Below are 23,606 nucleotides of genomic sequence, written 5' to 3'. Positions count from 1 at the left end.
GCGTTTCCAACAAACAACTTTATACCCGCTGCTACCTCGACACCTGCAGCAGCCGTTCCATTTTTTCCTCGTCCAGCTCGATGCCCAGCCCCGGGCCGTCGGGCACATGGATGTAGCCGTCTTCGACAACGAACTGCTCCTTCAGCAATTGTTCCCGCAAATTGTTTTTCTCGATCGAATATTCGTAGTAGCTGGTGCATTCCGGCGTGCTTCCCGCCAAATGCAGGGCGGCCGCAAAGCCGACTCCGCGGGTAGTGTTATGCGGCACGTAATGAATGTTGAACGCCCGGCACAACGTCGCCGCCCGTTTGGCGCTCAGCAGCCCGCCGCATTTGATCGGGTCGGCCGCATACAGATGGCAGGCGCCCTTGGCGATAAAATCGCGGAACGTGAACAGGTTCCAATCCTGCTCGCCCACGTGAATCGGCACCGGCAGCGTCCCGCATAATTTCACATATGCATCCACATCGTAATAAGGGCATGGCTCCTCGTAATGGTGGATGTCGTATTCCTTGATCTTATCGTACAGCTGAACGGCCTGAATATACGTATACGAGCTGTTGCCGTCGATCATCAGCCGGCAGTCGGGGCCGATCGCCTCCCTCACCTTGCGTACCTTCCGGGCGTCATCGCTCAGATCGACCGGGAGGCCGGTGCCGTAGCGCGGACCGACTTTAATTTTGACCGCCTTGAAGCTGTACTTCTCCAGCCCCTCGCGCAGCTTGTCGGCTTCCTGCTCATGGGTCAAATCGCGGCTCATGCTCGATCCGTACAATGGAATCACCGCTCTGTACTTCCCGCCCAGTAAATTGTATAAAGGCTGGTTCACATATTTCGCTTTCGCGTCCCACAAGGCGATTTCGACGCCGCTGTAAGCCATCGCCAGCAGCTGCCCGGATATTTTATAATGCTTTCTCATGATCTTCTCTTCGATTTTTTCGATGTCGAACGGGTCCATTCCGATCAGCTGCGGTTTAATGACGCCGTTCACGATCTGCAAAATCGTATCGACCTGCATCGGACTGCATTCGCCGTAACCGGTGACGCCTTCGTCCGTCTCCACCTTGACATAGAACAAGCCGCTGCCTGTATAGGAAATGATGTTCGTAACTTTCATTTATAAGCATCCTCCAGTGATTCGTTTTTCGCTTACTTTTTGTTCGGATCTTTGGCATATTCCTGATTGATTTCCTCGATCACCTTGTCTCCGCCAGCTTTCGTCCATTTGTCCAGAACGTCCTTCCAGCCTTTTTCGTCGATTTCGCCCATAATGTACTTGACCCGTCCGTCGTTAACAATTTTATTCAGCTCCGACCCTTTGCTGACCAGCGTAGGCGTAATGTAGGCGGCCGCCGGATTGACAACCAGATTGTTCGCCACCGCTTTTTTGGCCGCTTTATATTTTGCCGTATATTTGTCCATATCGCCCGGCATCGCGCGCGAGCCGTCCGAAACCTGCATCGCCTGCTGCAGATGGATCACCTCGGAGGCGTATTTCGTATCCTGCTCGGGCGTCCGTTTCGCTTTGCCGTTCTCAACCGTATAATGAACCCCTTCAAGGCCCCATTCAAAAATATTTTGTCCCGCCTCATCCGACAGCTTGTCGAAGTAAGCCAATATTTTTTTCAGCTCCGCCTCCGTCTTGACGCTCTGCTTCGGGATCAGGAACGCGCCGGACCAGCCGCTGTCCATCAGCACCTTGGCTCCTTGAGGCCCGTTGATCGTACTCGAAACGTCGAGCTCCGCCTTCGGATTGATTTTGAACAGCTCGGAATGTCTCGTAATAAAGTCCGGGTCGCCGAGCCGCAGCCCGTACAACCCTTTGTTGACGTTGTCGATATTTTTCACCCGGGTCGTAATGGCGAAGTCGAGATTGATCAGCTTCTCCTGGTACAGTCTGCGGTAAAAGTTCATCGTATCCAAATATGGCTTGGTGAACGTCGTCGGCGCCAGCTTGCCGTCCTTCAGCTCCCATTCATTGCCCCCGCCGTTTGCAGCCATAACGAACTTAAATCCTCGGATCGACGACTCCTCGCCCATCCCGATCGTATCCTGCTTGCCGTTTTTGTCCGGATCGTTAAGCGTAAACGCCTTGATTACATTGTACAGCTCATCGAGATTGGCCGGCGGCTTCAGCCCCAGCGACTGCAGCCAGTCCGTCCGGTAAATCATGCCGTCCCCGACAAGCGAACGGCTTCTGAAAATATAATAATTTTTATTATCGACCGCTGTGTTTCTCAGCACATCCTTGTTCATGGCTCTTTCCAGATTCGGATAATCTTTCAAATACGAGCCGATTTCCCAGAAGTGGCCGGCGCGAATCGCATTGATGATCGGCATCGGCTTGCCGTTGACGAGAATGACCATCGGCAGCTGCCCGGAGGCGACCGTGGCATTCAGCTTCTCATCGTAGGTGGAGCCGGGCACCCACTGAATTTCCAGCTTCGTATTCGTATGCTTCTCAACCGCTTTAACGATCGGATCGTCAGCCCGCGGAGGCTCCGCCAATACGCTCTGGTTCATCATCGTGATGCGAAAAGGCTCCTTGCTTTCCTCTGACGCTTTCTTATCGCCCGGCGCCGGCGTACCCGCGCTGCCGCTGCATCCGATCAAGCCCAGCGAGAAGGCGGTTACCAAACTGACGGCCGATAGCTTTCGCCAATGCTTGCTTTGACTGTTGCCGTATACCATGATAGTTCCCCCTTATTGTAAAATTAGGAAAAGCGGCCGCCGGAAGCGTGTCTGCTCTTTCATATTCCGTTGCCGACAGGCCGGCTGCGGCCGCAGCTGCCGGTTCGGCACACGCTCCCGCGCGCCGCGCGCCGATCAGACCGACTGGCCGTCGCGCCCTTTTTTACCGATGTCAAGCTTGTCTCTGAGCTCCTCTTCATCGATGACGCCGGAAAAAAACCGGCTCGCATAATAAATATAATGAAAGCCGGTCTTAATGGCATTGCCGTAATGGCTGCGCGGTTCGGCATTCACCGCCGCTTGCAGCTGCTCCCCGGTCGCTTGCCCGCCTTTCCTGAGCGATGCGGTCAGCTGCAATATCGGCTCATTGCGGTCATAAAAGTTTGTGTCGACCACGAACCGCTTCACTTTCGCCGGGTCCGGCGATACGACCGCCTCCGCATACCGTTCCAGCTGAATGATTTGCTCCTGATGTCGAGCATACAGCTTATCCATCCAGCCTTCAATATCATCCGTATCGGGAATGAATGTATGCATCTCGATCAGTGCTCTCTGATGCAAAATCCGATAAAAATCGGTGACCGCCTTCATATTGAACTCGGCCGAAACCGGCAGGCTGGCGATGCCGTTCTCGAAGCTGGCCAATTGAAAATGAAACGGCGAATTCGCATGATTCGTATACAGCTCGCTGAATATAAACGCGTCGTGATACACGCTGCAGTCGGTCGGAAACTGCGTCGATTCCGGCTCCGCTTCGCGGAACACCGGCTTCATTTGGCGATCGGCGGCCCGGTGGGACAGCCAGCCCAATATAAACGCCAGCTTGTAATCGAGCTTGTCTTCCGGCGTCCGGGATTCCCATCTTCCGCGGTAATCCTTCAATAAATTGATGGTGAACCGGTCCCCCGACCGCGTGACGCTTCCGAACTGCGCAAAATGCGGATACTTTCTGCCCGCCTCCTTGAAAGCCGGGTTGATGCCGTCCGAGGCGAACATCAGATTAAAGCAATCCTCCAGCACCGCTGTGTGGGTCACATGCTCCGACATTGAAATCCACTCCTTTATTCATAATTGTTCATCTGCCCTCCCGCCGGCTGCGACATGCGTTTACGGAGGATGACATCCCCCCAAAGCGCAAGAACGAATGCTTACCGTTTGCGTTCCCTCGCAATTTGTCACCTCACACACCCCTTTGGCAGAGCGAACTTGGAACCCGGCAAAACCTGCCCGCCGCCCGCAAGCCGAAACGATTGGCGAGCCTTGTATACCGGCAATCGTCAGCCTTTGACGGAGCCGATCATGGCGCCTTTGGCGAAATGCTTTTGCAAAAACGGGTACACGCACAGAATCGGCAGCGTCGATATGACGATGACCGCCATCTTGATAATTTGCGCAGGAGGAACGATGTACGTCTGATCGAACGCCGTCGAGTCGCCTATGCCGCCCTGCGACAAAATGACGATCTGCCTCAGCCATACTTGCACCGGCCACATCCGGTTATCGTTAATGTACAACACGGCCGAGAAGAACGAGTTCCAATGCCCTACCGCGTAAAACAGGGCGAAGGTCGCAATCGCCGGCAGCGACAACGGCATCACGATTTGAAACAAAATGCGCAGATCGTTGCAGCCGTCTATTTTGGCCGCCTCCTCCATACCCTCGGGCATTTGCTGGAAAAAATTTTTCAACACGATCAAATTAAACGCGCTGATCGCTCCGGGCAGCAGCAGCGCCCAAAACGAATTGAGCAAGCCCAGCTCCTTGACGATCAGGTAGGTCGGAATCATGCCGCCGCTGAACAGCATCGAAAATATAACCATCAGCAGGATCGGGCGCCGTCCGTCCAAATCTTTGCGGGCCAGCGGGTATGCCATCAGACAGGTGAACAGCAGGTTGATCAGCGTACCGGCAGCCGTTACAAATATCGTCACCCCGAGACTGCTCAAAATAATGTTCGAGGAGAAAATATACTTGTACCCCGCCAAAGAAAACTGGGTCGGAAACAGCACGAACTTTTTCATAATCATTTCCTCCGGGGACGTAAACGACCCGGCAACGACATAAATGAACGGCAGCACCGTAGCCAGCGCAAACAACGAGAGAAACGTGTAATTGAACGCATCGAACAAACGGCTGCCGAAGGAACGGTCTTTGATCATCGGGGCTCACTCCTTTTCCTAATAAATGCCTTCTTCTCCGGCCCGCTTCGCCAAATGGTTGGAGACGAGCACCAGAATGATGCCGACAACCGATTTGAACAAATTGACCGCTGTCGCATAGCTGAAATTGCCCTGCTCGATCCCTTTGGCGTATACATACGTATCGAAAACTTCACCGACCTCGCGGTTCATCGGGTTCAGCATCAAAAAAATTTGCTCGAAGCCGGAATCGAGAAAATGGCCAAGCCTTAAAATGAGCAAAATGATGATCGTGCTTTTGATCGCCGGCAGCGTGACATGCACCATCTGCTGCCACCGGGTAGCCCCGTCGATGCGGGCCGCTTCGTACTGCTGCGGATCGACGCCGGCCAAGGCCGCGAAGAACAGGATCGTGCCCCAGCCCGTTTCTTTCCAGATTACCTCGCTCGTAATCATCGTCCTGAACCATTCCTTGCTGAGCAAAAAATTAATTTTATTTCCACCGAGCGAAACGAGCACATCGTTGACAATGCCGCCCTCCGTCGTAAACAGGATGTAAGCGATCCCGACCACGACGACCCATGAAATGAAATGGGGGATATAAATGAGTGTCTGAACGAGCCGTTTAAACAGCTCCTTGCGCATTTCATTCAGCATTAAAGCAATAATGATCGGCAGCGGGAAAAAGAAAAATAAATTGTAAACGGCCAAAATAATCGTATTGATGAAAATCTGAAAGGTGGAATCGTCATCGAAAATCGTGGCAAAATGTTTAAGACCGACCCATTCGCTGCCCCAAAACCCGGAAAACGGCGAATAATCCTGGAATGCGATCATGACTCCCCACATCGGCAAATATTTAAACAAAATAAAGTACAGTACGCCCGGAAACAGCATGAAGTAGAGCCAGCGGTTTTTAATAAGCCGTTTTTTCCATTCCGTCCGCACGCTTTTTCGCGATACGCCCAATTCCTTGGCTGCGCTGACATTCAAGGCTATGCCCCCCTGACCCGTAGATTCGCAAGCTTCCGGCCCGCAGCTCGTTCGCAGCGATTGCCTGATGTAAACATAACAAAGCCGACCGTTACCGGATAGAATCTTTAACGAACCATTTGAAAACCGTGTGAAACCGCATGCTTCCGCCTGTTCATAATCATGAAAGCGACTTAATATAATCATTACACAGACAAACAGGTGTCACGAAAAAGACGGATTGATCCCTCCATAACCGATTTCGGACAATCGTTGCGTTATTCGGAGAGCGTGGCAGAAATCGTCCATATATTTTTTATTTTTCATGCCCTATAATTGAAGCAAGTCATTTGGAGAGCGCATTCATTGCAAAACATACGTAAGGCGGTGCTTTGTTTTGTTCCGTATGAACCGGTACTTGACCAAACTGCTTTTATTCAGCCTCTGTCTGAGCACGGTTCCCGTTCTGCTGCTGGGCGCAATCTTCTACAACCGGGCGACCGAATCGATCCAAAGCAAGGTGAACGAAGGCAACGTGCACATTCTGATGCTGACCCGGCTGCGCGTGGAGCAGGTGCTGCAGACGGTCGACCGGTCGCTGGAACGGTTCGCGGAGAGCAGCAGCGTCGTGGAATCGCTGGATACATATATAACGCCGTCCAAATTTCAGCTGTTCAATGAGCTGACGCAGTCGATGTACCGGATGCAGACGTTCGACGTCGGCGTTCAGGACGTGCATCTCATTAATTTGCAAAAGGGCTGGATCATCAACAACAGCGGCTTTTACACGTTCGACGAAATTGACTACAAGGAGCGGTTCAACCAGTACCTTAATATAGCGGATTCGAAATTTTGGACAAGCGAGCAGAGCGGCCTGACGAAGGAAAACCGGAACGCGCAAACCCGGATCGTCAGTCTGGTCAAAAAAATTCCGGCCAATTCGGATAAGCCGACGGCGCTTATCATCGCGGAAATACCGGGCCGCGAGCTGTCTTCCTTGATCAGCAAAAACAATCCGCTCGGCGAGGTCATTATTTTCGACCGGGCCCATCATATTTTGGCCATTCAAAACGAAAATTTCAGCGGCCAAAACTCGGAGATCGAATCGCTGTACAAGAACCTCGCCGCGACGAATTCGCCGTCCGGCGAATTGACCGCCAGGCTGAACGGCGATCCGGTAGGCATCGTCCGGCAGCAATCGGCCTATAACTCCTGGACCTATTTATCGATCATCCCGCTGGAAGACATCTATAAGGAATCCCGGCAAACCGGCTGGATCGTCGTCAGCTCCTGCCTGCTGCTGCTTGTTGTCGGCGTCCTCATCTCGCTGCTTGTTTCCCGCAAGCTGTATAAGCCGATCCAGAAGCTGCAGGCGTCGTTTCCGCCCCCCGGAGAACGCCAGCACGGGCAAGACGGACCCGCAGCCGCCGACGATCGGACGAACGAGTTCGAGCTGATCAACCGGAGCATCTCCCACCTGCAGACGCTGCACCGTCAAATGTCGCAGCAACTCAGCGGGCAAGTCAAGCAGCTTCAGGAATTGTTCGTGCTCAAGCTGATTCAGGGCGAGCTAAGGCATGCCGAAATGAACGAAAAGCTGCCGATCTTGATGAGCGCGCCTCCGTACCGAATCGACTGGATTGTCGTGCTCGCGCTGCAGATCGACACGTTGGAGGGCAGCCGGTTCAAGGAGCGGGACCGCGATCTGCTGCTGTTCGCGATCAACAACATGATCAACGACATCATTCCATACAAGCAGCGGCTTCTGCCGATTACGATTCATAAGTACCAGATCACGATCGTCCATACGAACCGGCATTCGATCCATGAATTCCGCGAGTTTACCGTCGCCATGGTAGATAAAATCAAGCTGGAAATCGGCCGCTATCTGAGCATTCCGATCAGCATCGGGATCAGCAGGCCGTATGAGGATATCAAGGATGCGCCGCAGGCGTATGACGAAAGCTTGAAGGCACTGAGAAACAGGCCGCTCGCCGGGCAAAACACGATTCTTTATTACGATCAGCAGCAGGCGGGCAAAATCGAGCTGGGCCAATTTCCGGAGGAGACGGAGAAAGCTCTCATTCAAGCCGTGAAATATGCCGATCATGAGCAGATCGACCTTTTGCTGGAGCGGTTTCTGGAGGAAATCGCCCGGTATTGCGCCACGTACAGCGAGTACCAGGTTTCTCTCGTCCGCTTTTTTGTCGATCTGACCCGGCTCATTCAAGATTCCGGCGCGGCCTTCCATTCCGTGTTCGAGAACGACAAGCCTTCCTTCGAGGAATTGCTGGAGCTCAAATCCAAGGCGGATATCCGCGAATGGCTGAAGCATAAAATGATCCGGCCGCTGCTGCCGCTGTTCGAGGAACGGCGCAAAACGAAATTCCAGAACATTTCCCGCGAAGTGATCCGCATGGTGCAGGAGGAATACGATACCGACCTCACGCTGGAAATATGCGCTTCCCGGCTTAACTATCATTCGAGCTATATAAGCCGCGTGCTGAAGAACGAGCTCGGCGTCAACTTCAGCGAATATTTGTCGCAGCACCGGCTCAACGTAGCGAAGGAGCTGCTGGAGGATGGCAGCATGAAAATTTCGGAAATCGCCGAAAAGCTGCGTTATCATAACCCGCAAAACTTTATCCGCTATTTCCGCAAAATGGTCGGCGTGACTCCGGGCAAATACCGCGAGACGTACGCCAACGGGGCAGTCAACCGGGGAGGGTAGCGGTTCGGCACGCGCCAGGAACAAAGTCCCCCAAAAGTGAAGTGAAGCCCTGAAGCGAATTCCGCTAACCCGTATCCACCGGGATTCGTCAAGAGTGCAGGCAACTCTTGACCTTACTTTTGGGGGAGCCCCCGATTATGCACGGAAATATGCTGCGCATAATTTCCTGAACAGCAAAAAAACCTGGCCGACGGCCAGGTTTGCGCGTTTCATTCTATTCATTGGAGCGAAGAAGCTTGCTTGGAATCGACATGCCGCTGTCCGGCGGCCGAAAGTGCCTAACCGGCTGCGGATCCGATTACTTCTGGGCCTGCCGTTTTTTATACTCGGCGTTCATTTCTTCGATAATTTTCTGGTAATTGGCGTCGCTTTTCAGTTGGGCCACGAATTTGTCCCAATCTTCCAGCGTCTGCTTGCCGATCGTCACCTGGGTCTTCATGTCGGCGATCTTTTTCGTGTAATCGGCGCCCATCTTCAGCTCCGTTTCGGAAACAAGCCCGATCGCCGGATCGGGAATCGATATTTTCGCCTTTTCCTCGGCGATTTTCACATTGCGCTGATAAATTTCTTTCGGCATGCCTGCCGCGTACTGCCACAGATCGAGCACGGGCGTGCTGAACATTTTACCCCATGTGGCCGTACCGACGCTGTCGCTCACCGCTTTATCCGTAGACACTTTCAGACCGTCGACCTCGTTGTAATGAACGCCTTTAATGCCGTAGAGGGTCAGGTCCAGACCTTCGCCGCCCGAGCCGTAGTCGATAAATTTCAGAATGGACCTCATCTTGTCCTCCGGCACTGTCTTCGGTATGGCCAGCACGCCGTTAAAGCCCGTATTTTGCGGCACGTAAGGCTTGCCTCCCGCTTTCGGGGCCAGCGACAGCATCGGCGTCCATTCTACCTTCGGATCGCGCTTCCACTGATCCATCGTATAGCGGAACAAAGCCTCGGGCGTTTCCGCCGTCACGCCGGCCCGACCGCCGGCCGCCAGCTCCCAGTATTGGGTCTCCTTCAGCACCGGAAAATCTTGAGGGATCAAGCCCTCCTGAAACAGCTTGCGCTTATAGGTCAGCGCTTCCCGCATTTCCGGCTCCAGGATCATGTTGACCAGCTTGCCGTCAACCGCCTTCCATTTGCCGACCGTCCCGGTAAACACTTCCTCCAGAAAGTCGGCGGAGCGCATCGTGTAGCCGACCGTATCCTTTTTGCCGTCGGGGGCGTTGTCTTTGAACGCTTTCATCGCCGTGTACAGCTCATCCATGTTGGTCGGCATTTTCAGTCCGAGCTTATCCAGCCAGTCCTTGCGGATCGAAGCAAAGCCGCCGCCGTTCAAAGGCCGTCCCGCAGGCACGGCATACGACTTGCCGTCGATCTTCGTGTTGTTCCAAATGGTCGGGTCCAGAGCCATCAAATTTTTGTAATCCTTAACGTAAGGCGTCAAATCCCAAAAAGCGCCCTGCTTGACCATTTGTCGAAACAGCGGAGTCGTAATATTCGGGATTTTGATCAAATCGGGAATATCGCCTGCGGCCAGCGCCACGTTGACCCGGTCTCCGTAATCCGCCCCCGGCACCCATTGCACGGTCAGCTTCGTGTTCGTTCGTTTCTCGAATTCTTTCCACACCGGATTATCCGTGCCCGGCGGCTGTGCGATCGTATAGTCGACCAAAATTTTAATCTCCGTCGTTTTGCCCGGAGTCTTCGCGTCTTCCTTGGTGCCTCCCGCATCTTTGCCTGCCGGAGTCGTAGGCGCCATCGGCGTGCAGGCCGCGGTCAGCGCTGCCAATGCAACTAACGAGGATACAGCAAAAACGGTCTGTTTGTTCGACGGCTTGGCCGAATTCATCGGCGAATTCAATTTCATACGGACTCATCTCCCGGAATTATTATTCGTACACGCTTTCAATTTCGCTTATCAATCCAGAACGAAGGGGCGTCTCCTCCGGCCGGGCCGGACGCCAGGCTGCATGCGGTCATGCAGGCCGTCATCTTTCCTTACGCAGTAGCCCTAGCCTTTGACCGACCCCAGCATGACGCCTTTCGTAAAATGCTTTTGCAGAAACGGGTACACCAGCAAAATCGGCAACGTGGAAATGACAACCGCCGCCATTTTAATCGTCTGGGTGGGCAGCTGCCGGTCCGAAGCCATCTCCACCGCGGTCGCGCCGCCAACGGCCGTATCGGAATCGATCAGCATGTTGCGCAGCACGATTTGCAGCGGCACCTTCGTGAAATCGTTAATATACAGCACGGCGCTAAAAAACGTGTTCCAGTAGGCTACCGCGTAAAAAAGCCCGAAGGCGGCCAGCGATGGCGCGGAAAGCGGCAGTATGATGCGGAAAAACGTGCTTAGATCGTGACATCCGTCGATCATCGCCGCTTCCTCCAGCTCGACGGGGATGCTGTCAAAAAAGCTTTTCATCAAGATGACGTACCAGCCGCTCGTCAGCACCGGGATAATGAGCGACCAAATGCTGTTGATCAGACCGAAATCCCGCACCAGCAAATAAACCGGAATAATGCCGGGATTAAACAATATCGTGAACAGCACCATCATGAGCAAAAATTTCCGTCCGCGCAGCCTTTTGCGGGACAGCCCGAACGAGAAGGCGGATGTCACCATGAGACTCAAGGCCGTCCCGACGGTAGCCAGAAAGGCGCTCGTCGCGGTCGCATTGACGAACGCCGAGGTCGACAGCAAATATTGATAGGCGCCGACGCTCCACGTTTCCGGCAGAAGCACAAAGCCGTTTTTCTGGATGTACTCGAACGGTTCCGTAAACGAAACGACGAACACATAGTACAGCGGGAACAAAGTGACGAGCCCGACAACAATCAAAATGACGATAATCCCGGCAGCAAACAGCCGGTCTCCTGCGCTTTCCCTCATTCGCGCTTCCTCCTTATGTGCCGGTTGGACGCAGCCTGCCTCGCAGCTGCGCAAGCGAAGGCCGGCTTAATATACGCCTTCTTCCCCGAATCGTTTGGCCAGCCAGTTGGCCCCGATAACGAGCACGAGCCCGATGACCGATTTAAACAGTCCGACCGCCGTCGTATAGCTGAATTGGCCCTGCTGGATCCCGTTTCGGTAAATATACGTTTCGAACACGTCCGCCACGTTCGCCACAGCGCCGTTCGACATGAGCAGCACCTGCTCGAAGCCGACATCCATAATATGGCCGAGCCGTAAAATAAGCAAAATGACGATTACATTGCGGATACCCGGCAGCGTAATATGCCACATTTGCCTGATGCGGTGAGCGCCGTCCATCTTGGCCGCTTCATACAGCTGAGGGTCGATGCCTGCAATGGCCGCCAAAAAAATGATCGTCCCCCAGCCCGTATCCTTCCAAATATTTTGCGCCGTCAAAATCCCCCAAAACATGCTCTCTCTCGTTAAAAAATCGATTTTTTGCAGGCCCGCGTATTCCAGCATCATATTGACCACACCGGTCGATTGGGAGAACAGCAGAAAGGTGATCCCGGCAATAATGACCCACGATAAAAAATGCGGCAAATATACGATCGACTGGATCGTCCGCTTGAAATACCGGTTAGCAACCTCGTTCATGCATAAGGACAGCAAAATCGGCAGCGGAAAAAAGAACACCAGGCTCAGCAGGCTGATCATCATCGTATTGCGGAACAGCAGGAAAAAGCTCGGATTCGTAAAAAACCGGGTGAAATGCTCGAGCCCGACCCAGTCGCTTTTGAGCACGCCCAAATACGGGGAATAATCCTGAAAGGAGATCATGATGCCCCACATCGGGATGTATTTGAAAATGACAAAATAGAGCACTCCCGGCGTAATCAACAGGTACAAAAATTTGTCGCGCCTTAATTCCGGCCAGAGCGCCGACCTGCTCTTCACTTGCACACCAGTCCGGCTCCCGCTTTTTGCAGCTTCAAGACTCATCGCCTCATTCCTTTCCCGTCTGTCGCAGACGCCTCGAAATTGTTAACGCTTCCATAACGCCCCCCATTCTTTTGCGGATCAGTTGGCTCCCGACTCGCTGCAATTATCGTAGCATGGCGCATTCCGGCAAAAATAAAAACATTTTTGAAGGAAACATCAAATTTTTATGAAGCGCAACAAAGTCCCCCAAAAGTGACGTGAAGCTCCGAAGCCGATTCCGCTAACCCGTACCCCCCGGGTTTCGTCAAGAGTGCACGCAACTCTTGACCTTACTTTTGGGGGAGCCCCCGGTTATCCACAGAAATTTGCTGCTCATAATTTCCAAAACACAAAAAAACCGGCGGAAGATTTGACCGCCAGGTCCTTTTCTGTGCAAAGCCATACGTTTGAGCGTGGGGAGGGATGAGTACGGGGCGTCTTTGTCGTATTCCGGGTACAATTTCTCCATCGCATGCTTCACTCTGATTGGGGCGGCATGTCCCTGGTCTCATTATTGCGGTGAAGCGTCCTTTACACCTAATGCATTCATAAGAAATTCGTAAAGTTCGCGGTCGGAAACGGTTCCGGAATCCGGCGTCAAAATATTTTGAATCTGCAGGCCGTTTCTCAAGATGGCGAACATTCGGGCCGCCTTCTCCTCGTTAATGTAGCCGGGGATTACATTGTGCCGCTTCCCGACCTCAATCCACTTTTTCGTCATCTGAATTGAGGTTTCATAGTAGCGGTTCAACATATTGGTTACGGCGGGGTTATCTTTCTGGCTCAGCAAGTAAATGAATATGAGATTGGCGGCGCTGCTTCCGCCGGCCATGTTTTGCAGCCTTACCGACAAAGCCTCGAAAGGACCCGCAGGCCCCGTTTTATGCGCTGCCGCGTCCGATACCGATTCGAGAAAGAGCCGGTTCGCCTGCTGCAGCCCGGCCTCCAAAATAAGGGCGAACAGCTCGTCCTTACTCTTCACGTAATGGTAAATCGCGCCTTTGGTCAAACCGCCCTGATCGGCAATATCCTGCAGCGTCGTATTTCGGCAGCCTTTCTCCACGATCAGCCGCTCGGCTATGTCAAGAATGAGCTGAAGACTCGGATTGATCGATTTCTCTTTCATGGGGATCACCTCAATGTACGTTTATTGTATCGCGGACTTCCTCTTTACTTGCCGGACAAATTGAACGTTCCACCAGATTGTCAATCCGATAATGCCGTAGGTGACGATCGGAGAGACGATCAGAAAATCGGGCACCGAGATCGAATAGACGAGCATAACCTTCAAACAAGCCTCGAAAAGCAGGCTTATTCCCCAGACGAGCGTGATCATCCGAAACGTTCGCCGCACACCCGGAAACCGGGTCCATTTCTCGTCTAGGCTCGAATCGCGTCCCATAAACCTTTCGGCAAAATAATAAATGAGCGGTCTGGCAAAGCAAAGGGAAGCCATAAACAGGATGCCCATGACCCCCGTAATATAAGACTCCCGCAGCAAAATAAATCTCTCATCCCCGCCAATGAAGACGGCTGCGATCCCGAGCACAATGCTGAGAAGAATAAAGCTGGAGAAGGCGTCCACCTTCCTTGTCCGGATCAAATTAAACAACGAATCGCATAACGGGATCAATGCGGCCGCCGAGAGGGCCGTGAGCCCGCTCGTATAAGGAACCAGCAGCGTGTAGGCCAAATAAGGCAATGCAATGTTCAACAAAACCGTAATCATAATTTCATTTCTCGTCTTGTTCATTGGACTCGGTTCCTTTCTGCCGGAAAGCTCGTTCGTGAAAGTCCGTGATTCCGCATACGGAATAGGGTAAGGAACTGCCGTATCGCAAATTGCGGTAATTGCATCCACATACCTTCGGTAGGTATTATTTATTTTACATACCTTCGGTAGGTATGTCAATGGGAAAATCGAATACATGCCGGCAAGGAATTCACGCACTGGGAATTGAATAAGAGAATAGGTTGACCGTTTCAAATTCAAACCGTTAAGAGGGTGAGTATATGGATCGTCTCCGTTATCCGATCGGAACATTCGAACCGGTGCCGAATCCGACTCCGGAGCAGCGCAGCAGCTGGATCGGGGAAATGACGGAAATTCCGAGCATCGTCAGGCTGAATGTGCAGAGCCTGAATTCAGAGCAGCTGGAGACACCGTACCGGCCTGGAGGCTGGACTGTCCGGCAGGTCATCCATCACATGGCCGATAACGATATGAACGCCTTTATCCGATTCAAGCGGGCGCTTACGGAGGAACGCCCGATTGCCGGTTCTTACCGGGAAGATTTATGGGCGGAGCTCGGCGATTACCAAGTGCCCATTGAAGCTTCGCTGGTTATGATGGAGTCGCTTTACGGCCGTTTTGCGGCCTTGCTCCGCTCCTTGCATCCTACGGACTTTCAAAGAACATTTACGAGCCCCACGCACGGCGTCATGAGTCTTGATACGGCCATGCAAAGATACGCTTGGCACGACCGGCATCATATCGCGCAAATCGCCGCTCTGAAACAGCGTTCGGGGTGGCATTGAGCAGTCATTGTTTCGAAAAAACAAACGACCGCCCGCCGTAAAAGTATCGGCGGACGGTCGCGATCCGGAAGTCCGGTGTAAAGCCTGCCGGCGGATCATTTAAACGAATGACGGCTGACCCCCAATTTCTGGATCGTACCTGCTCCAGCGGTTGAAATCCGGAGTCGAGGGCACAAAGTCCCGTCAAGAACGCTTACTTGATAATGACGGCGTAGACTTTGCCAGGACCGTGAATGCCGATCGTCAAATCGTTCTCGATATCGGCGCTTCGGCTCGGGCCCGTGATCAGGTTGAGCGACGACGGGTATTGAGCGGCGGCGGTTTTGCCTTCCCTCACGCCGTCGAACGCCTCGCCCATCCGGGTAACCAGTTGGTCCGCCCGGAATACGGCGAACAAAATATCGGTGAGCAGGCTGACCGAACGCCCCCGCTCCGGCGAGCATTGCAGCACGAGCGTGCTCGTGTTGGCGATCGCGTAATCCGGCCAGACGATGCCCAGCTGGCACCGTTCGGTGCGGCGCAGCAGCTCGCTGCGCCGCGCCCAGTTGGAGCCGGCATCGGCAGCCGGCAGCTCTTCATCGCCGTCTGCGGCCGCTTCCTTCCACGGCACGACCTCGACGCCCGCAGCGGCGAGCGCTTCGTCGAGGCCGAGCGCGGCGAGGCCGTCATGCTCCCAGCGGGAAACGCGCGTGACCTTCAGCTCGCCCGCAATCTCCTGCAGCCAGCCGCCGATCCGCTCCGGCGCTTCGGAGGCCTCGACGACGAGCACCTTGCCAGTCAGCGCCATCCAGTTGTCGGTAAACAGCTGAATCCGCTCGTCGGTCGTCCGTTCGACCGCTTTGTAGAAATCCGGCGCGCCGCGATGCGGATGCTCCGGCGCCGCGGCTGCCGGCGTTTTGCGGCCGAGCCGCGACGAAATATTGGCAATGAACGCCTCGCGTCCTTGTATGCTGCCTGTACTCATTGATTGTCACCCCGCTTATACGCCGATCCTTCAGCGGCATTCCCGTTGGCGCCGCCCGCCGCGCCTGACATGTCTTGCGGGCCCGATGAGCCTGATGAACCCGGCGAGTCCGGCAAGCCGGTTGACACATTCCGCTCCCGCGGCGCTTCCGCACCGCCAATGCCGCCCCCGCCGCCGGCCGCAAGCTCCTGCTGCAGCGCCGCCCAGCGGTCGCGGAACGATTGCTTCGGCTTCATCGGGAAGAAGCGCGACTGCGTCCAGCCGGACATCGGTCCCGGCCCATTCTTGATGAAGCCTTTGCTGATGAAGGGCTTCTGCATATAATAGGCGGACTTCGTCGCCATTTTGTACAGCTTCACGTTCCCGAACGCCGTTTGGAACGTTTTGAAGGCGGCGCGCTCGGCAAGCGGGGTCAGCCCCAGCTTGACCTTGCGGGCGCGCAGCTGCACGAGCATGTCGTGCAGCGGGATCTTGACCGGGCATGCCTCGTAGCATGCCCCGCACAGGCTGGAAGCGTAGGCCAGCTGGCCCGCTTCCTTCATGTCCTGCTGCAGCAGCGGCGTCAGAACGGCCCCGATCGGGCCGCTGTACACGCTGCCGTAGGTGTGTCCGCCCACGTGGCGATACACGGGGCACACGTTCAGGCATGCTGCACAGCGGATGCAGTGCAGCACTTCCTGAAACACCGGATCGCCCAGCTGCGCCGAACGGCCGTTGTCCAAAACAATCAGGTGCAGCTCCTCCGGTCCGTCGAGCTCGCCCGCACGGCGTGGTCCCGTAATCATCGACGTGTACGTCGTCAGCTTCTGACCGGTCGCGCTGCGCGCCAGCAGATTGAGCACGACCTCCAGGTCGTCGAACGTCGGCACGAGCCGTTCCATCCCCATGATCACGACATGCGATTTCGGAATCGTGCTGACCATCCGCCCGTTCCCTTCGTTCGATACGAGCGTGATCGATCCGGATTCGGCGACGCCGAAATTGCAGCCGGTGAGGCCGATATCGGCCTCCAGGAAATAATTGCGCAGCCGCTGCTTCGCATAGCCGGCCAGCACCTTCGTTTCCGGCGGGAACGTCTCGCCGGACTCCTCGTTGAACAGATCGGCGATTTGCTGCTTGTTCTTATGGATCGCCGGGATAATCAAGTGCGAAGGGGTTTCCTTCGCCAGCTGCAATATATATTCGCCCAGATCGGTCTCGATCGCCTCGATGCCTCGCTCCTCCAAATGATGGTTCAGATGGATTTCCTCGGATACCATCGATTTGCCTTTGGCGACCAGCTTGGCCTTGCGCTTCTCCGCCAAGTCCATGAACACCTTGACCGCTTCTTCGGCCGTCCGGCAAAAATAGACGTGTCCGCCCGCCTTCGCCACGTTGTCGGTAAATTGCGTCAAATAGTAATCGAGATGATCGATGACGTGCTTGCGAATTTGCTGCCCCCGCTCGCGCCACGCTTCCCATTGGCCGAAGTCGTCCATCGCCTTGAGCTTCCCGGTTTTCAGCTTATCCGTCGTAAATGCGACCGCCTTGCGCAGAAAGTCATCGGCCAGCGCTTCCTCGGTCCGCTTTTTTAAGCCGGTCCCGATAAGCTCTTTTTCATTTGTCGCCTGACTCACTCTGCTTCACCCCTTCCTCCAGCAGCTGCGCCAAATGCATGACGCGAACCGGTTGGTTCTCTTTATTCAAACGTCCGCCGATATTCATCAGACAGCCCATATCCGTACCGACCAGCACACCCGCTCCGGTTGAGCATACATGCCCCGCCTTCTCGCATACCATCGCTTCCGACATATCCGCCATTTTAACCGCAAACGTGCCGCCGAAGCCGCAGCAGTCTTCTTTTTTCGGCAGATCGATCAGCTCGAGCCCTTTGACGTTGGCCAGCAGCTTGACGGGTTCATCCCTGACCCCGAGCAGGCGCATCGCGTGGCATGACGGGTGATAAGTAACTTTTTCGTTTAGAACGGCGCCCACATCGGCCACGCCCAGCACGTTGACCAGAAACTGCGAAAATTCGTACGTCTTTTCGACCAGCGCCTCGGCTTTGCCCAGCCACTCCGGCTCGTCGGCAAACAGCTGCGGGTAATAGTGATGCACCATCCCCGTACAGGAACCCGAGGGCGACACCACGTAGTCGCTATGTTCGAACGCGCGGATCATCCCTCTGGCCACCTCGCGGGCCTCATCCTGGTAACCGCTGTTAAACGCAGGCTGGCCGCAGCACGTCTGCAGCTCGGGAAAATCGACCTCGCAGCCGTAGCGGTGCAGCAGCCTGACAACGCTTTCTCCTACCTCCGGATACAATTGATCCGCCAAGCATGTAATAAATATGGAAACTCGCATCGGCAATCCTACCTTTACTTTAAGCATCTCTTCCAGTTATCAGGTTATCAGATAAGTTGAGTTTTGGGAAGTCCTTTGCCGCTGATTTCGGGAATTCCCTTTGTGCTCCGCGGTTTATCCGATTACGACTTTATCGGGTTAAGACCCCCGCCTCTAAGGTGGCCTTGAATCAGGTGAGGTAGAGTCCCCATCTGATTCCCCGATGTTCAGCAACGCTGAACGAGTTCACTTTTTCAAATACCGCAGCAGCACCTGCTCGACATGGAACAAATGTTTGCGCATCGCTTCCTGGGCCGCCGACGCATCCCGGCTCCGGATCGCCTCGAAAATCGCTTTGTGCTCCTGCCACAGCTGCGTGGAAACCGTCTTGTTCGCATACATCTGCAGCCGCCTCGTCTCGCGGATCGCGACCTGCATTTGCGTCGAGATCGAATCGAGGAGTCGGGCCATAATCGCGTTGTGCGTCGCCTCCGCCAGCGTCAGATGGAACAGCATATCCGACCGTTCGCCTTCCTCTTCATCGCCCAAAACCTGCTCCATTTTGCCCAAGACCGCCTCGAATTTTTGCAAATCCTCATCGGTCCGCTTCTCTGCGGCCAGCGCCGCGTTGGAAATTTCCAGCGCTTTGCGGGCTTCGATCAGCTCGATCACCGTTTCGCGGTTCATCAGCAGCGCGTCGAATACCGGCAAATCCACAGTTTGCGGCTCGATGCTGCGCACGTAGCTGCCCTCACCCTGATGGATTTCGACCAGCCCCATCGCTTTCAGCGCACTCAACGCTTCGCGCAGCGTAGACCGTCCGACCTGAAACCGCTCGGCCAGCTCCTTCGTCGACGGCAGCTTTTCGCCCGGCTTCAGCGCACCGCTGACGATCTGCTCCTTAATCCGGTCCGCTATCACTTCGTATATTTTGCGCGGCGCTATTTTTTGAATTTCCAAACGGATCACCCTCTCGATTGAGCCCCACCCTGAAGCTATTCTCCAAGCCTTTATCCCTTTTCATCGACAGTCTCTGTATATCCCCTATTATACCGATACGCCGCCGCCAGTCCAATTTCTTTCCAAAGCGCCTGTCGCCTCCTTCGGGGCACAGTTGCAAAAGCGCGGAATATCGCCCCCGGTGATCCGGGTGGCCGGGCGTTCCGGCTTCCCGCCGGATCGTTCGCTGTGATACGATATGCGTAAAGAACGACAGCTTTTAGAACAAACGGAGCGGGGGCGGACCCATGGATAACCGGGGACAAATTCAAGGCATCATTTTCGATATGGATAATACGATTTTAAAATCAACCATCGACTTCCCCGCGATGAAGCTCGCGATTTTCGATTTTTTGGTCGAGCGCCGCATACTGCCGGACGACCTGCCCATCGAGCGGCATACGACGGCGACGGTCATCGAGCTGGCCCGCGGGCAAAGCTTAAGCGGCGAACTGGAACGTCAAGTATGGGACATCGCTTCCCGGCATGAGCTGGCCGGTATGCAGGGCGCCGGATTGGAGCCCGGTGTCCGCGACTTTCTGGACGCGGTCCGCGGCAAACTGACGCTGACGGTCGTGACGAACAACGCCCTGCCCGCCGCCTTGCATGCGCTGCGGGAAACGGGAATCGCCGCATGCTTCGAGCTGATCGCCGGCAGGGAGCAGATGAGCGCGCTCAAGCCGTCGCCATCCGGCTATCATTATGTGCTCGAACGATGTCCCCATATTCCCCGCAGCGGCTGGATCTCCCTCGGCGACTCGTGGATCGACGGCAAAGCCGCCAACGACGCCGGGGTTCCTTTTATCAGCTATCAGACCGATCTGGACGTAATGGAGAGCAGAGGCGTGGCGGCTATCGGTCGGATTGAACGGATTCGCGAGCTGCACGCCTACCTGTAGGGCTCGGCAATGTTCAGGAGGAGCTGCGGCGGCCGTTCCGTTTTTTGGAATATATATGCGGTGTCATGCCTACGATTTCTTTGAACACTTTTATAAAGTAGCTGTAATTGTTAAATCCGACCGTCTCGAACAAATCTTTCACTTTAAAGCTTCCGTGCTCGATCAGCTTGCGGCTCGCCTCGATCCTCACCTGGTTCAAATATTCCGTGAACGGCACGTTCATCTCGTCCTTGAACAGTTTGCTTAAATAGGCCGGTGAAATTTTAATTTGGCCGGCCGTTTCCTCCAGCGAAATATTTTTGTTGTAATTGCTTTTTACATAATGGATCGCTTCCCCGACATATTTGGATACCCGCTTCGCGCCGGCGCTTTGCTCAAGCTGGGCGATCAGCCGGGCGAACGTCGCGATCAGTTGATCTCTGACCCGTTCGGGCTCCGGCTCCATCTGCAGGACCGAAGTCCAGACGCTGCGGATCCAGCCGGCTTCGAGTCCCGATCTGGCGCATACCTTGACCGCGATATGCATCAGCTCGTTAACCAGCATATGCAGTTGGGCATCGTCGCCGGCCAGCGCCCCGCTGCGGAACAAGCTCTTCACTACCTGCTCCATGCCCGGCGCGTCCAGCTCGTCGATGCTGGCGAGCAGCCCTTTCTCCTGACGTATGGTCATCGCCGGCAGCGGCTGATCATGCAGTCTGATCCGCAGCGCCGAACCGGATACCTCGTACATTTGCCGAACCGCCGACTGGTAGCGCGACGCCACCTCCCCCAGCGCATGGAACAGCCCGCTCTGCCCGATGACGGCAGACAAATTCAAGTACATTTTCAGCGTCTGCTCCAGCCTTTGCCTGAACGTAAAGACGGTCTGGAAAATCGCATGCTCGCTTTTCACGTCGGCAAACGACAGCAGCAGCGCAAATCGTCCCTTATCCATATAGGTCACATAGCCGTGTCTCAGCTCGCCGATCGCCTGCTTGCATAATTGATGGATTGTCCGGATCATCGACGCCGTTTCTTCCTCCGACTGCTTTTCGGCGACCGCCTCGATGCGGTCGATTTGGAGCACCAGCAAAAGCATATTGCGCGACAGGTGGGGGCTGAAGCTGGCTTTCAAATGCTCATAGCCCTCCTCCTTTATTTGCCCGATGCCGAGTATGAGATCGTGGATCATCTTTTGCGTCAGCATCGGACTGTACATGTCGCGGAATTTGAACGCGGTTTCCTTCTCGCGATGATTCGCCGCCTCCAGCCTGATCCGCTCCCGCGTTTTATGCAGCGCTTCGAGCAAGGTCGGCGGATCGAGCCGGTGCTTCAGCAAATAATCGATCGCACCGTAGCTCATCGTGTCTCTGACGTAATCGAAATTGTCATAGCTGCTCAGCACAATGAACTTGCTGAAGCGGCGCCGGTCGTGCAGCGACTTGGCGATGCATACGCCGTCTACAAGCGGCATATGGATGTCCAGGATGACGATTTCCGGCTGCAGCTCATCGATCATCCGCTCGGCTTCCGCCCCGTTGGACGCTTCCCCGCACAGGCTGTAGCCCATCTTCTCCCAAGCGATCATCGACCTGAGCCGGTTGCGCATCAGCAGCTCGTCATCCGCAATAAGCACGTTCAGCTTCATAAGTCTCCCCCTTGCACAATGGAATGGAAATTTCAACTGTCGTAAAAAGACCCGGGTCGCTGAAAATCGCCAGGCCGTAGCGCTCGCCGTAATACATGACGATCCGTTCATGCACATTGCGAAGCCCGATTCCGCCCGGTTCTTCGGACAGGCTGTGCACCGTCTCCCGCTGCGGTACGCCGTCCGGTCCCGCCTGGCTCCAGCTCATAATCCGGCTCATCTGCTCCTCGTTCATGCCTACGCCGTTATCCGTTACCGCATACTTGATGTCAGCCCCCTCCGCGTAAATTTTAATCGAGATCATGCCTCTGCGCGGAAGGCTGCCCAAGCCGTGCTTGATCGAATTTTCGACGATCGGCTGCAAAATCATTTTGGGAGTCAAGCAGCTTTCGATGCCCGGTTCGACATCGACCGTCACTGCCAGCTGATCGAGAAATTTGTACTTCTGGATGCTCAAATATTTTTGCGCGTATTCCAGCTCTTCGGCTATCGTAATGAACTCGCGGCCGCTGTCGAGCGTTTCCCGCATCAGGTCGATTAACGCCCCCGATACTTCCTTGATATTGTAAGCATGCTGAATTTCGGCCAAATAATGGATCACATTCAACGTATTGCACAAAAAATGCGGCGCCACCTGATTTTGCAGCGCCTGCAGCTGCGCCCTCCGCTTTTGCCGCTCTCGCAGCTCGATATCGCGCATCAAGCTTTGGATGTTGTCCATCATCGAGCTGAAAATGACGTTTAGCTGCCCCACCTCGTCCTTTGTGTAAATTTTCGGCTTGGCCAGCAGATGGCCTTGACTGACAAGGCGCATCGCATTGCGCAGCTGCCGCAAATTTTTTGTAATATGATTGGAGATTTGCATCGACAGCAGCAGGACGGCCAGCAGGATGGCAACTGAAATCATCATGAACAGCCTGCGGATATGGTACACTTTTTGCAAAAGGGTATTTTCCGGAATCATCCCGATTGTAGTCCATTCGGTAAAAGCCGACGTATAATCGACGGCCAAATAACTGCGGCCTCCGACGTCAATCATCCGGCTGCCGGGCCGCTCCTTCTGCTTGCCCGCCGCCTCCGCGATGGAGGACGGTTCGATGACATTCGAAGCGGAGGTCGGCTGCGATTGAAACACGATGTCCCCGCTGCGATCGATCACGGCAATGTTGCTGTCCGCCAAAGGCTGAATCGAAAACAGCTTCGACAAAACCGCCGGATTAAAGGCGACGGCGACGATGCCGACCGGCTGCCCGCTCAAGTATATGGGCCTGCCGATGACAGGGACGCCTGCGACGAGATGGATCGACTTTTTATTTTGGCCAATAATGCGCCGGAACACCTCCGGGTCGATGCCGATCTGCTGCTTGCCGTCGGCGGCGAATCGTTTGCCGTTTGCACCGATGACGGTCATGCCGGAAATGTACGTTTTATACGCGGACAAGGTGGATAACCATTCGTCCACCCGCTTTTTTTCCATAAACCATTCGTAAGACAGAGCGGTATGGCCGCTGTTAATGGCGCCCGCGACGATCTCCTTATTTTCAACCACAACCGTGCTTATTTTATCCATATCGTCGAGCATCATTTGCAGATTGTCGTTCGCATGCTCGATGCTATCGGTAATCGAGGCGACGGCGTTCTGCTTGATCGTTTCAGCCGCATAGTAGTAGGCGCCCGCTCCAACGAGCGCGACGGCAATAACGGTAATGAGGCCGAATGAAGCGAATATTTTCCATTGAATGCCGAAGGCTCTGTGCCGCCAGACCGAACGCAGCCGTTGTAATCGAGATCGCAGCATAGTTCACTCCCTCCCAATACGTATCATACTAC

The 23,606-nt window shown here is 54.7% G+C and carries 19 protein-coding genes; 3 read left to right on the top strand and 16 right to left on the bottom strand.

The window, feature by feature from the left end:
* Positions 1 to 31: 31 nt before the first annotated feature.
* From E1757_RS03005 to E1757_RS02985, 5 genes are all read right to left on the bottom strand, one after another.
* Positions 32 to 1,117: a mandelate racemase/muconate lactonizing enzyme family protein gene (locus E1757_RS03005; protein ID WP_133225321.1), complete on the bottom strand. Its 1,086-nt coding sequence runs from the start codon at positions 1,115 to 1,117 to the stop codon at positions 32 to 34.
* A 32-nt stretch (positions 1,118 to 1,149) separates the two neighbouring features.
* On the bottom strand, positions 1,150 to 2,691 hold the full coding sequence (locus E1757_RS03000) for an extracellular solute-binding protein (protein WP_133225320.1): 1,542 nt from the start codon (positions 2,689 to 2,691) through the stop codon (positions 1,150 to 1,152).
* Between the two features lie 135 nt (positions 2,692 to 2,826).
* The gene (locus E1757_RS02995; protein WP_133225319.1) at positions 2,827 to 3,738 is read right to left on the bottom strand and encodes a hypothetical protein; all 912 of its coding nucleotides are present in this window, start codon (positions 3,736 to 3,738) and stop codon (positions 2,827 to 2,829) included.
* Positions 3,739 to 3,968: 230 nt separating this feature from the next.
* A complete protein-coding gene (locus E1757_RS02990; protein WP_133225318.1) occupies positions 3,969 to 4,850 on the bottom strand; it encodes a carbohydrate ABC transporter permease in 882 nt (293 codons plus the stop codon).
* A gap of 18 nt (positions 4,851 to 4,868) precedes the next feature.
* Entirely contained in the window at positions 4,869 to 5,798 is a 930-nt protein-coding gene (locus E1757_RS02985) for an ABC transporter permease (protein ID WP_246079023.1), read from the bottom strand.
* Between the two features lie 409 nt (positions 5,799 to 6,207).
* Between E1757_RS02985 and E1757_RS02980 the strand changes: the two genes are divergently transcribed.
* A complete protein-coding gene (locus E1757_RS02980) occupies positions 6,208 to 8,532 on the top strand; it encodes a helix-turn-helix domain-containing protein (RefSeq protein WP_246079022.1) in 2,325 nt (774 codons plus the stop codon).
* 298 nt (positions 8,533 to 8,830) lie between these two features.
* On the opposite strand, the gene E1757_RS02975 is transcribed toward E1757_RS02980, so the two are convergent.
* The 5 genes from E1757_RS02975 to E1757_RS02955 form a co-directional block, all read right to left on the bottom strand.
* On the bottom strand, positions 8,831 to 10,396 hold the full coding sequence (locus E1757_RS02975; RefSeq protein ID WP_133225316.1) for an extracellular solute-binding protein: 1,566 nt from the start codon (positions 10,394 to 10,396) through the stop codon (positions 8,831 to 8,833).
* 144 nt (positions 10,397 to 10,540) lie between these two features.
* A complete protein-coding gene (locus tag E1757_RS02970; RefSeq protein ID WP_133225315.1) occupies positions 10,541 to 11,422 on the bottom strand; it encodes a carbohydrate ABC transporter permease in 882 nt (293 codons plus the stop codon).
* 66 nt (positions 11,423 to 11,488) lie between these two features.
* Complete coding sequence (locus tag E1757_RS02965) at positions 11,489 to 12,448, bottom strand: ABC transporter permease (RefSeq protein ID WP_133225314.1); 960 nt, start codon at positions 12,446 to 12,448, stop codon at positions 11,489 to 11,491.
* Between the two features lie 490 nt (positions 12,449 to 12,938).
* On the bottom strand, positions 12,939 to 13,553 hold the full coding sequence (locus tag E1757_RS02960) for a TetR/AcrR family transcriptional regulator (RefSeq protein WP_133225313.1): 615 nt from the start codon (positions 13,551 to 13,553) through the stop codon (positions 12,939 to 12,941).
* A gap of 21 nt (positions 13,554 to 13,574) precedes the next feature.
* A complete protein-coding gene (locus E1757_RS02955) occupies positions 13,575 to 14,180 on the bottom strand; it encodes a VC0807 family protein (protein WP_133225312.1) in 606 nt (201 codons plus the stop codon).
* 260 nt (positions 14,181 to 14,440) lie between these two features.
* Here E1757_RS02955 and E1757_RS02950 point away from each other — a divergent pair, with 260 nt between their 5' ends.
* A complete protein-coding gene (locus tag E1757_RS02950) occupies positions 14,441 to 14,965 on the top strand; it encodes a YfiT family bacillithiol transferase (RefSeq protein ID WP_133225311.1) in 525 nt (174 codons plus the stop codon).
* 193 nt (positions 14,966 to 15,158) lie between these two features.
* Here the strand turns inward: E1757_RS02950 and E1757_RS02945 are convergent, their stop codons facing one another.
* The 4 genes from E1757_RS02945 to E1757_RS02930 all read right to left on the bottom strand — a co-directional run bounded on the left by E1757_RS02945 (position 15,159) and on the right by E1757_RS02930 (position 19,211).
* The gene (locus tag E1757_RS02945) at positions 15,159 to 15,929 is read right to left on the bottom strand and encodes a LutC/YkgG family protein (RefSeq protein ID WP_133225310.1); all 771 of its coding nucleotides are present in this window, start codon (positions 15,927 to 15,929) and stop codon (positions 15,159 to 15,161) included.
* Positions 15,926 to 17,545 carry a LutB/LldF family L-lactate oxidation iron-sulfur protein gene (locus tag E1757_RS02940; RefSeq protein WP_133225309.1) on the bottom strand — a complete coding sequence of 540 codons (1,620 nt, stop codon included), beginning with the start codon at positions 17,543 to 17,545 and terminating at the stop codon, positions 15,926 to 15,928. Before E1757_RS02940 ends, E1757_RS02945 begins: the two co-directional genes overlap by 4 nt.
* A complete protein-coding gene (locus tag E1757_RS02935; protein ID WP_133225308.1) occupies positions 17,526 to 18,272 on the bottom strand; it encodes a (Fe-S)-binding protein in 747 nt (248 codons plus the stop codon). Before E1757_RS02935 ends, E1757_RS02940 begins: the two co-directional genes overlap by 20 nt.
* 225 nt (positions 18,273 to 18,497) lie before the next feature.
* Complete coding sequence (locus E1757_RS02930; protein ID WP_133225307.1) at positions 18,498 to 19,211, bottom strand: FadR/GntR family transcriptional regulator; 714 nt, start codon at positions 19,209 to 19,211, stop codon at positions 18,498 to 18,500.
* A 287-nt stretch (positions 19,212 to 19,498) separates the two neighbouring features.
* Between E1757_RS02930 and E1757_RS02925 the strand changes: the two genes are divergently transcribed.
* A complete protein-coding gene (locus E1757_RS02925; protein ID WP_133225306.1) occupies positions 19,499 to 20,149 on the top strand; it encodes an HAD family hydrolase in 651 nt (216 codons plus the stop codon).
* A 13-nt stretch (positions 20,150 to 20,162) separates the two neighbouring features.
* Here the strand turns inward: E1757_RS02925 and E1757_RS02920 are convergent, their stop codons facing one another.
* On the bottom strand, positions 20,163 to 21,776 hold the full coding sequence (locus E1757_RS02920; RefSeq protein ID WP_165971932.1) for a response regulator transcription factor: 1,614 nt from the start codon (positions 21,774 to 21,776) through the stop codon (positions 20,163 to 20,165).
* Entirely contained in the window at positions 21,748 to 23,574 is a 1,827-nt protein-coding gene (locus E1757_RS02915; RefSeq protein ID WP_133225304.1) for a sensor histidine kinase, read from the bottom strand. The genes E1757_RS02920 and E1757_RS02915 overlap by 29 nt, the downstream gene beginning before the upstream one ends.
* Between the last annotated feature and the right edge of the window lie 32 nt (positions 23,575 to 23,606).

The organism is Paenibacillus piri, assembly GCF_004354045.1.
In the GTDB taxonomy this organism is placed as follows: Bacteria; Bacillota; Bacilli; order Paenibacillales; family NBRC-103111; genus Paenibacillus_S; species Paenibacillus_S piri.
The sequence above is the reverse complement of the archived record's forward strand: the minus strand, read 5'-3'. Positions and strand labels throughout refer to the sequence as shown.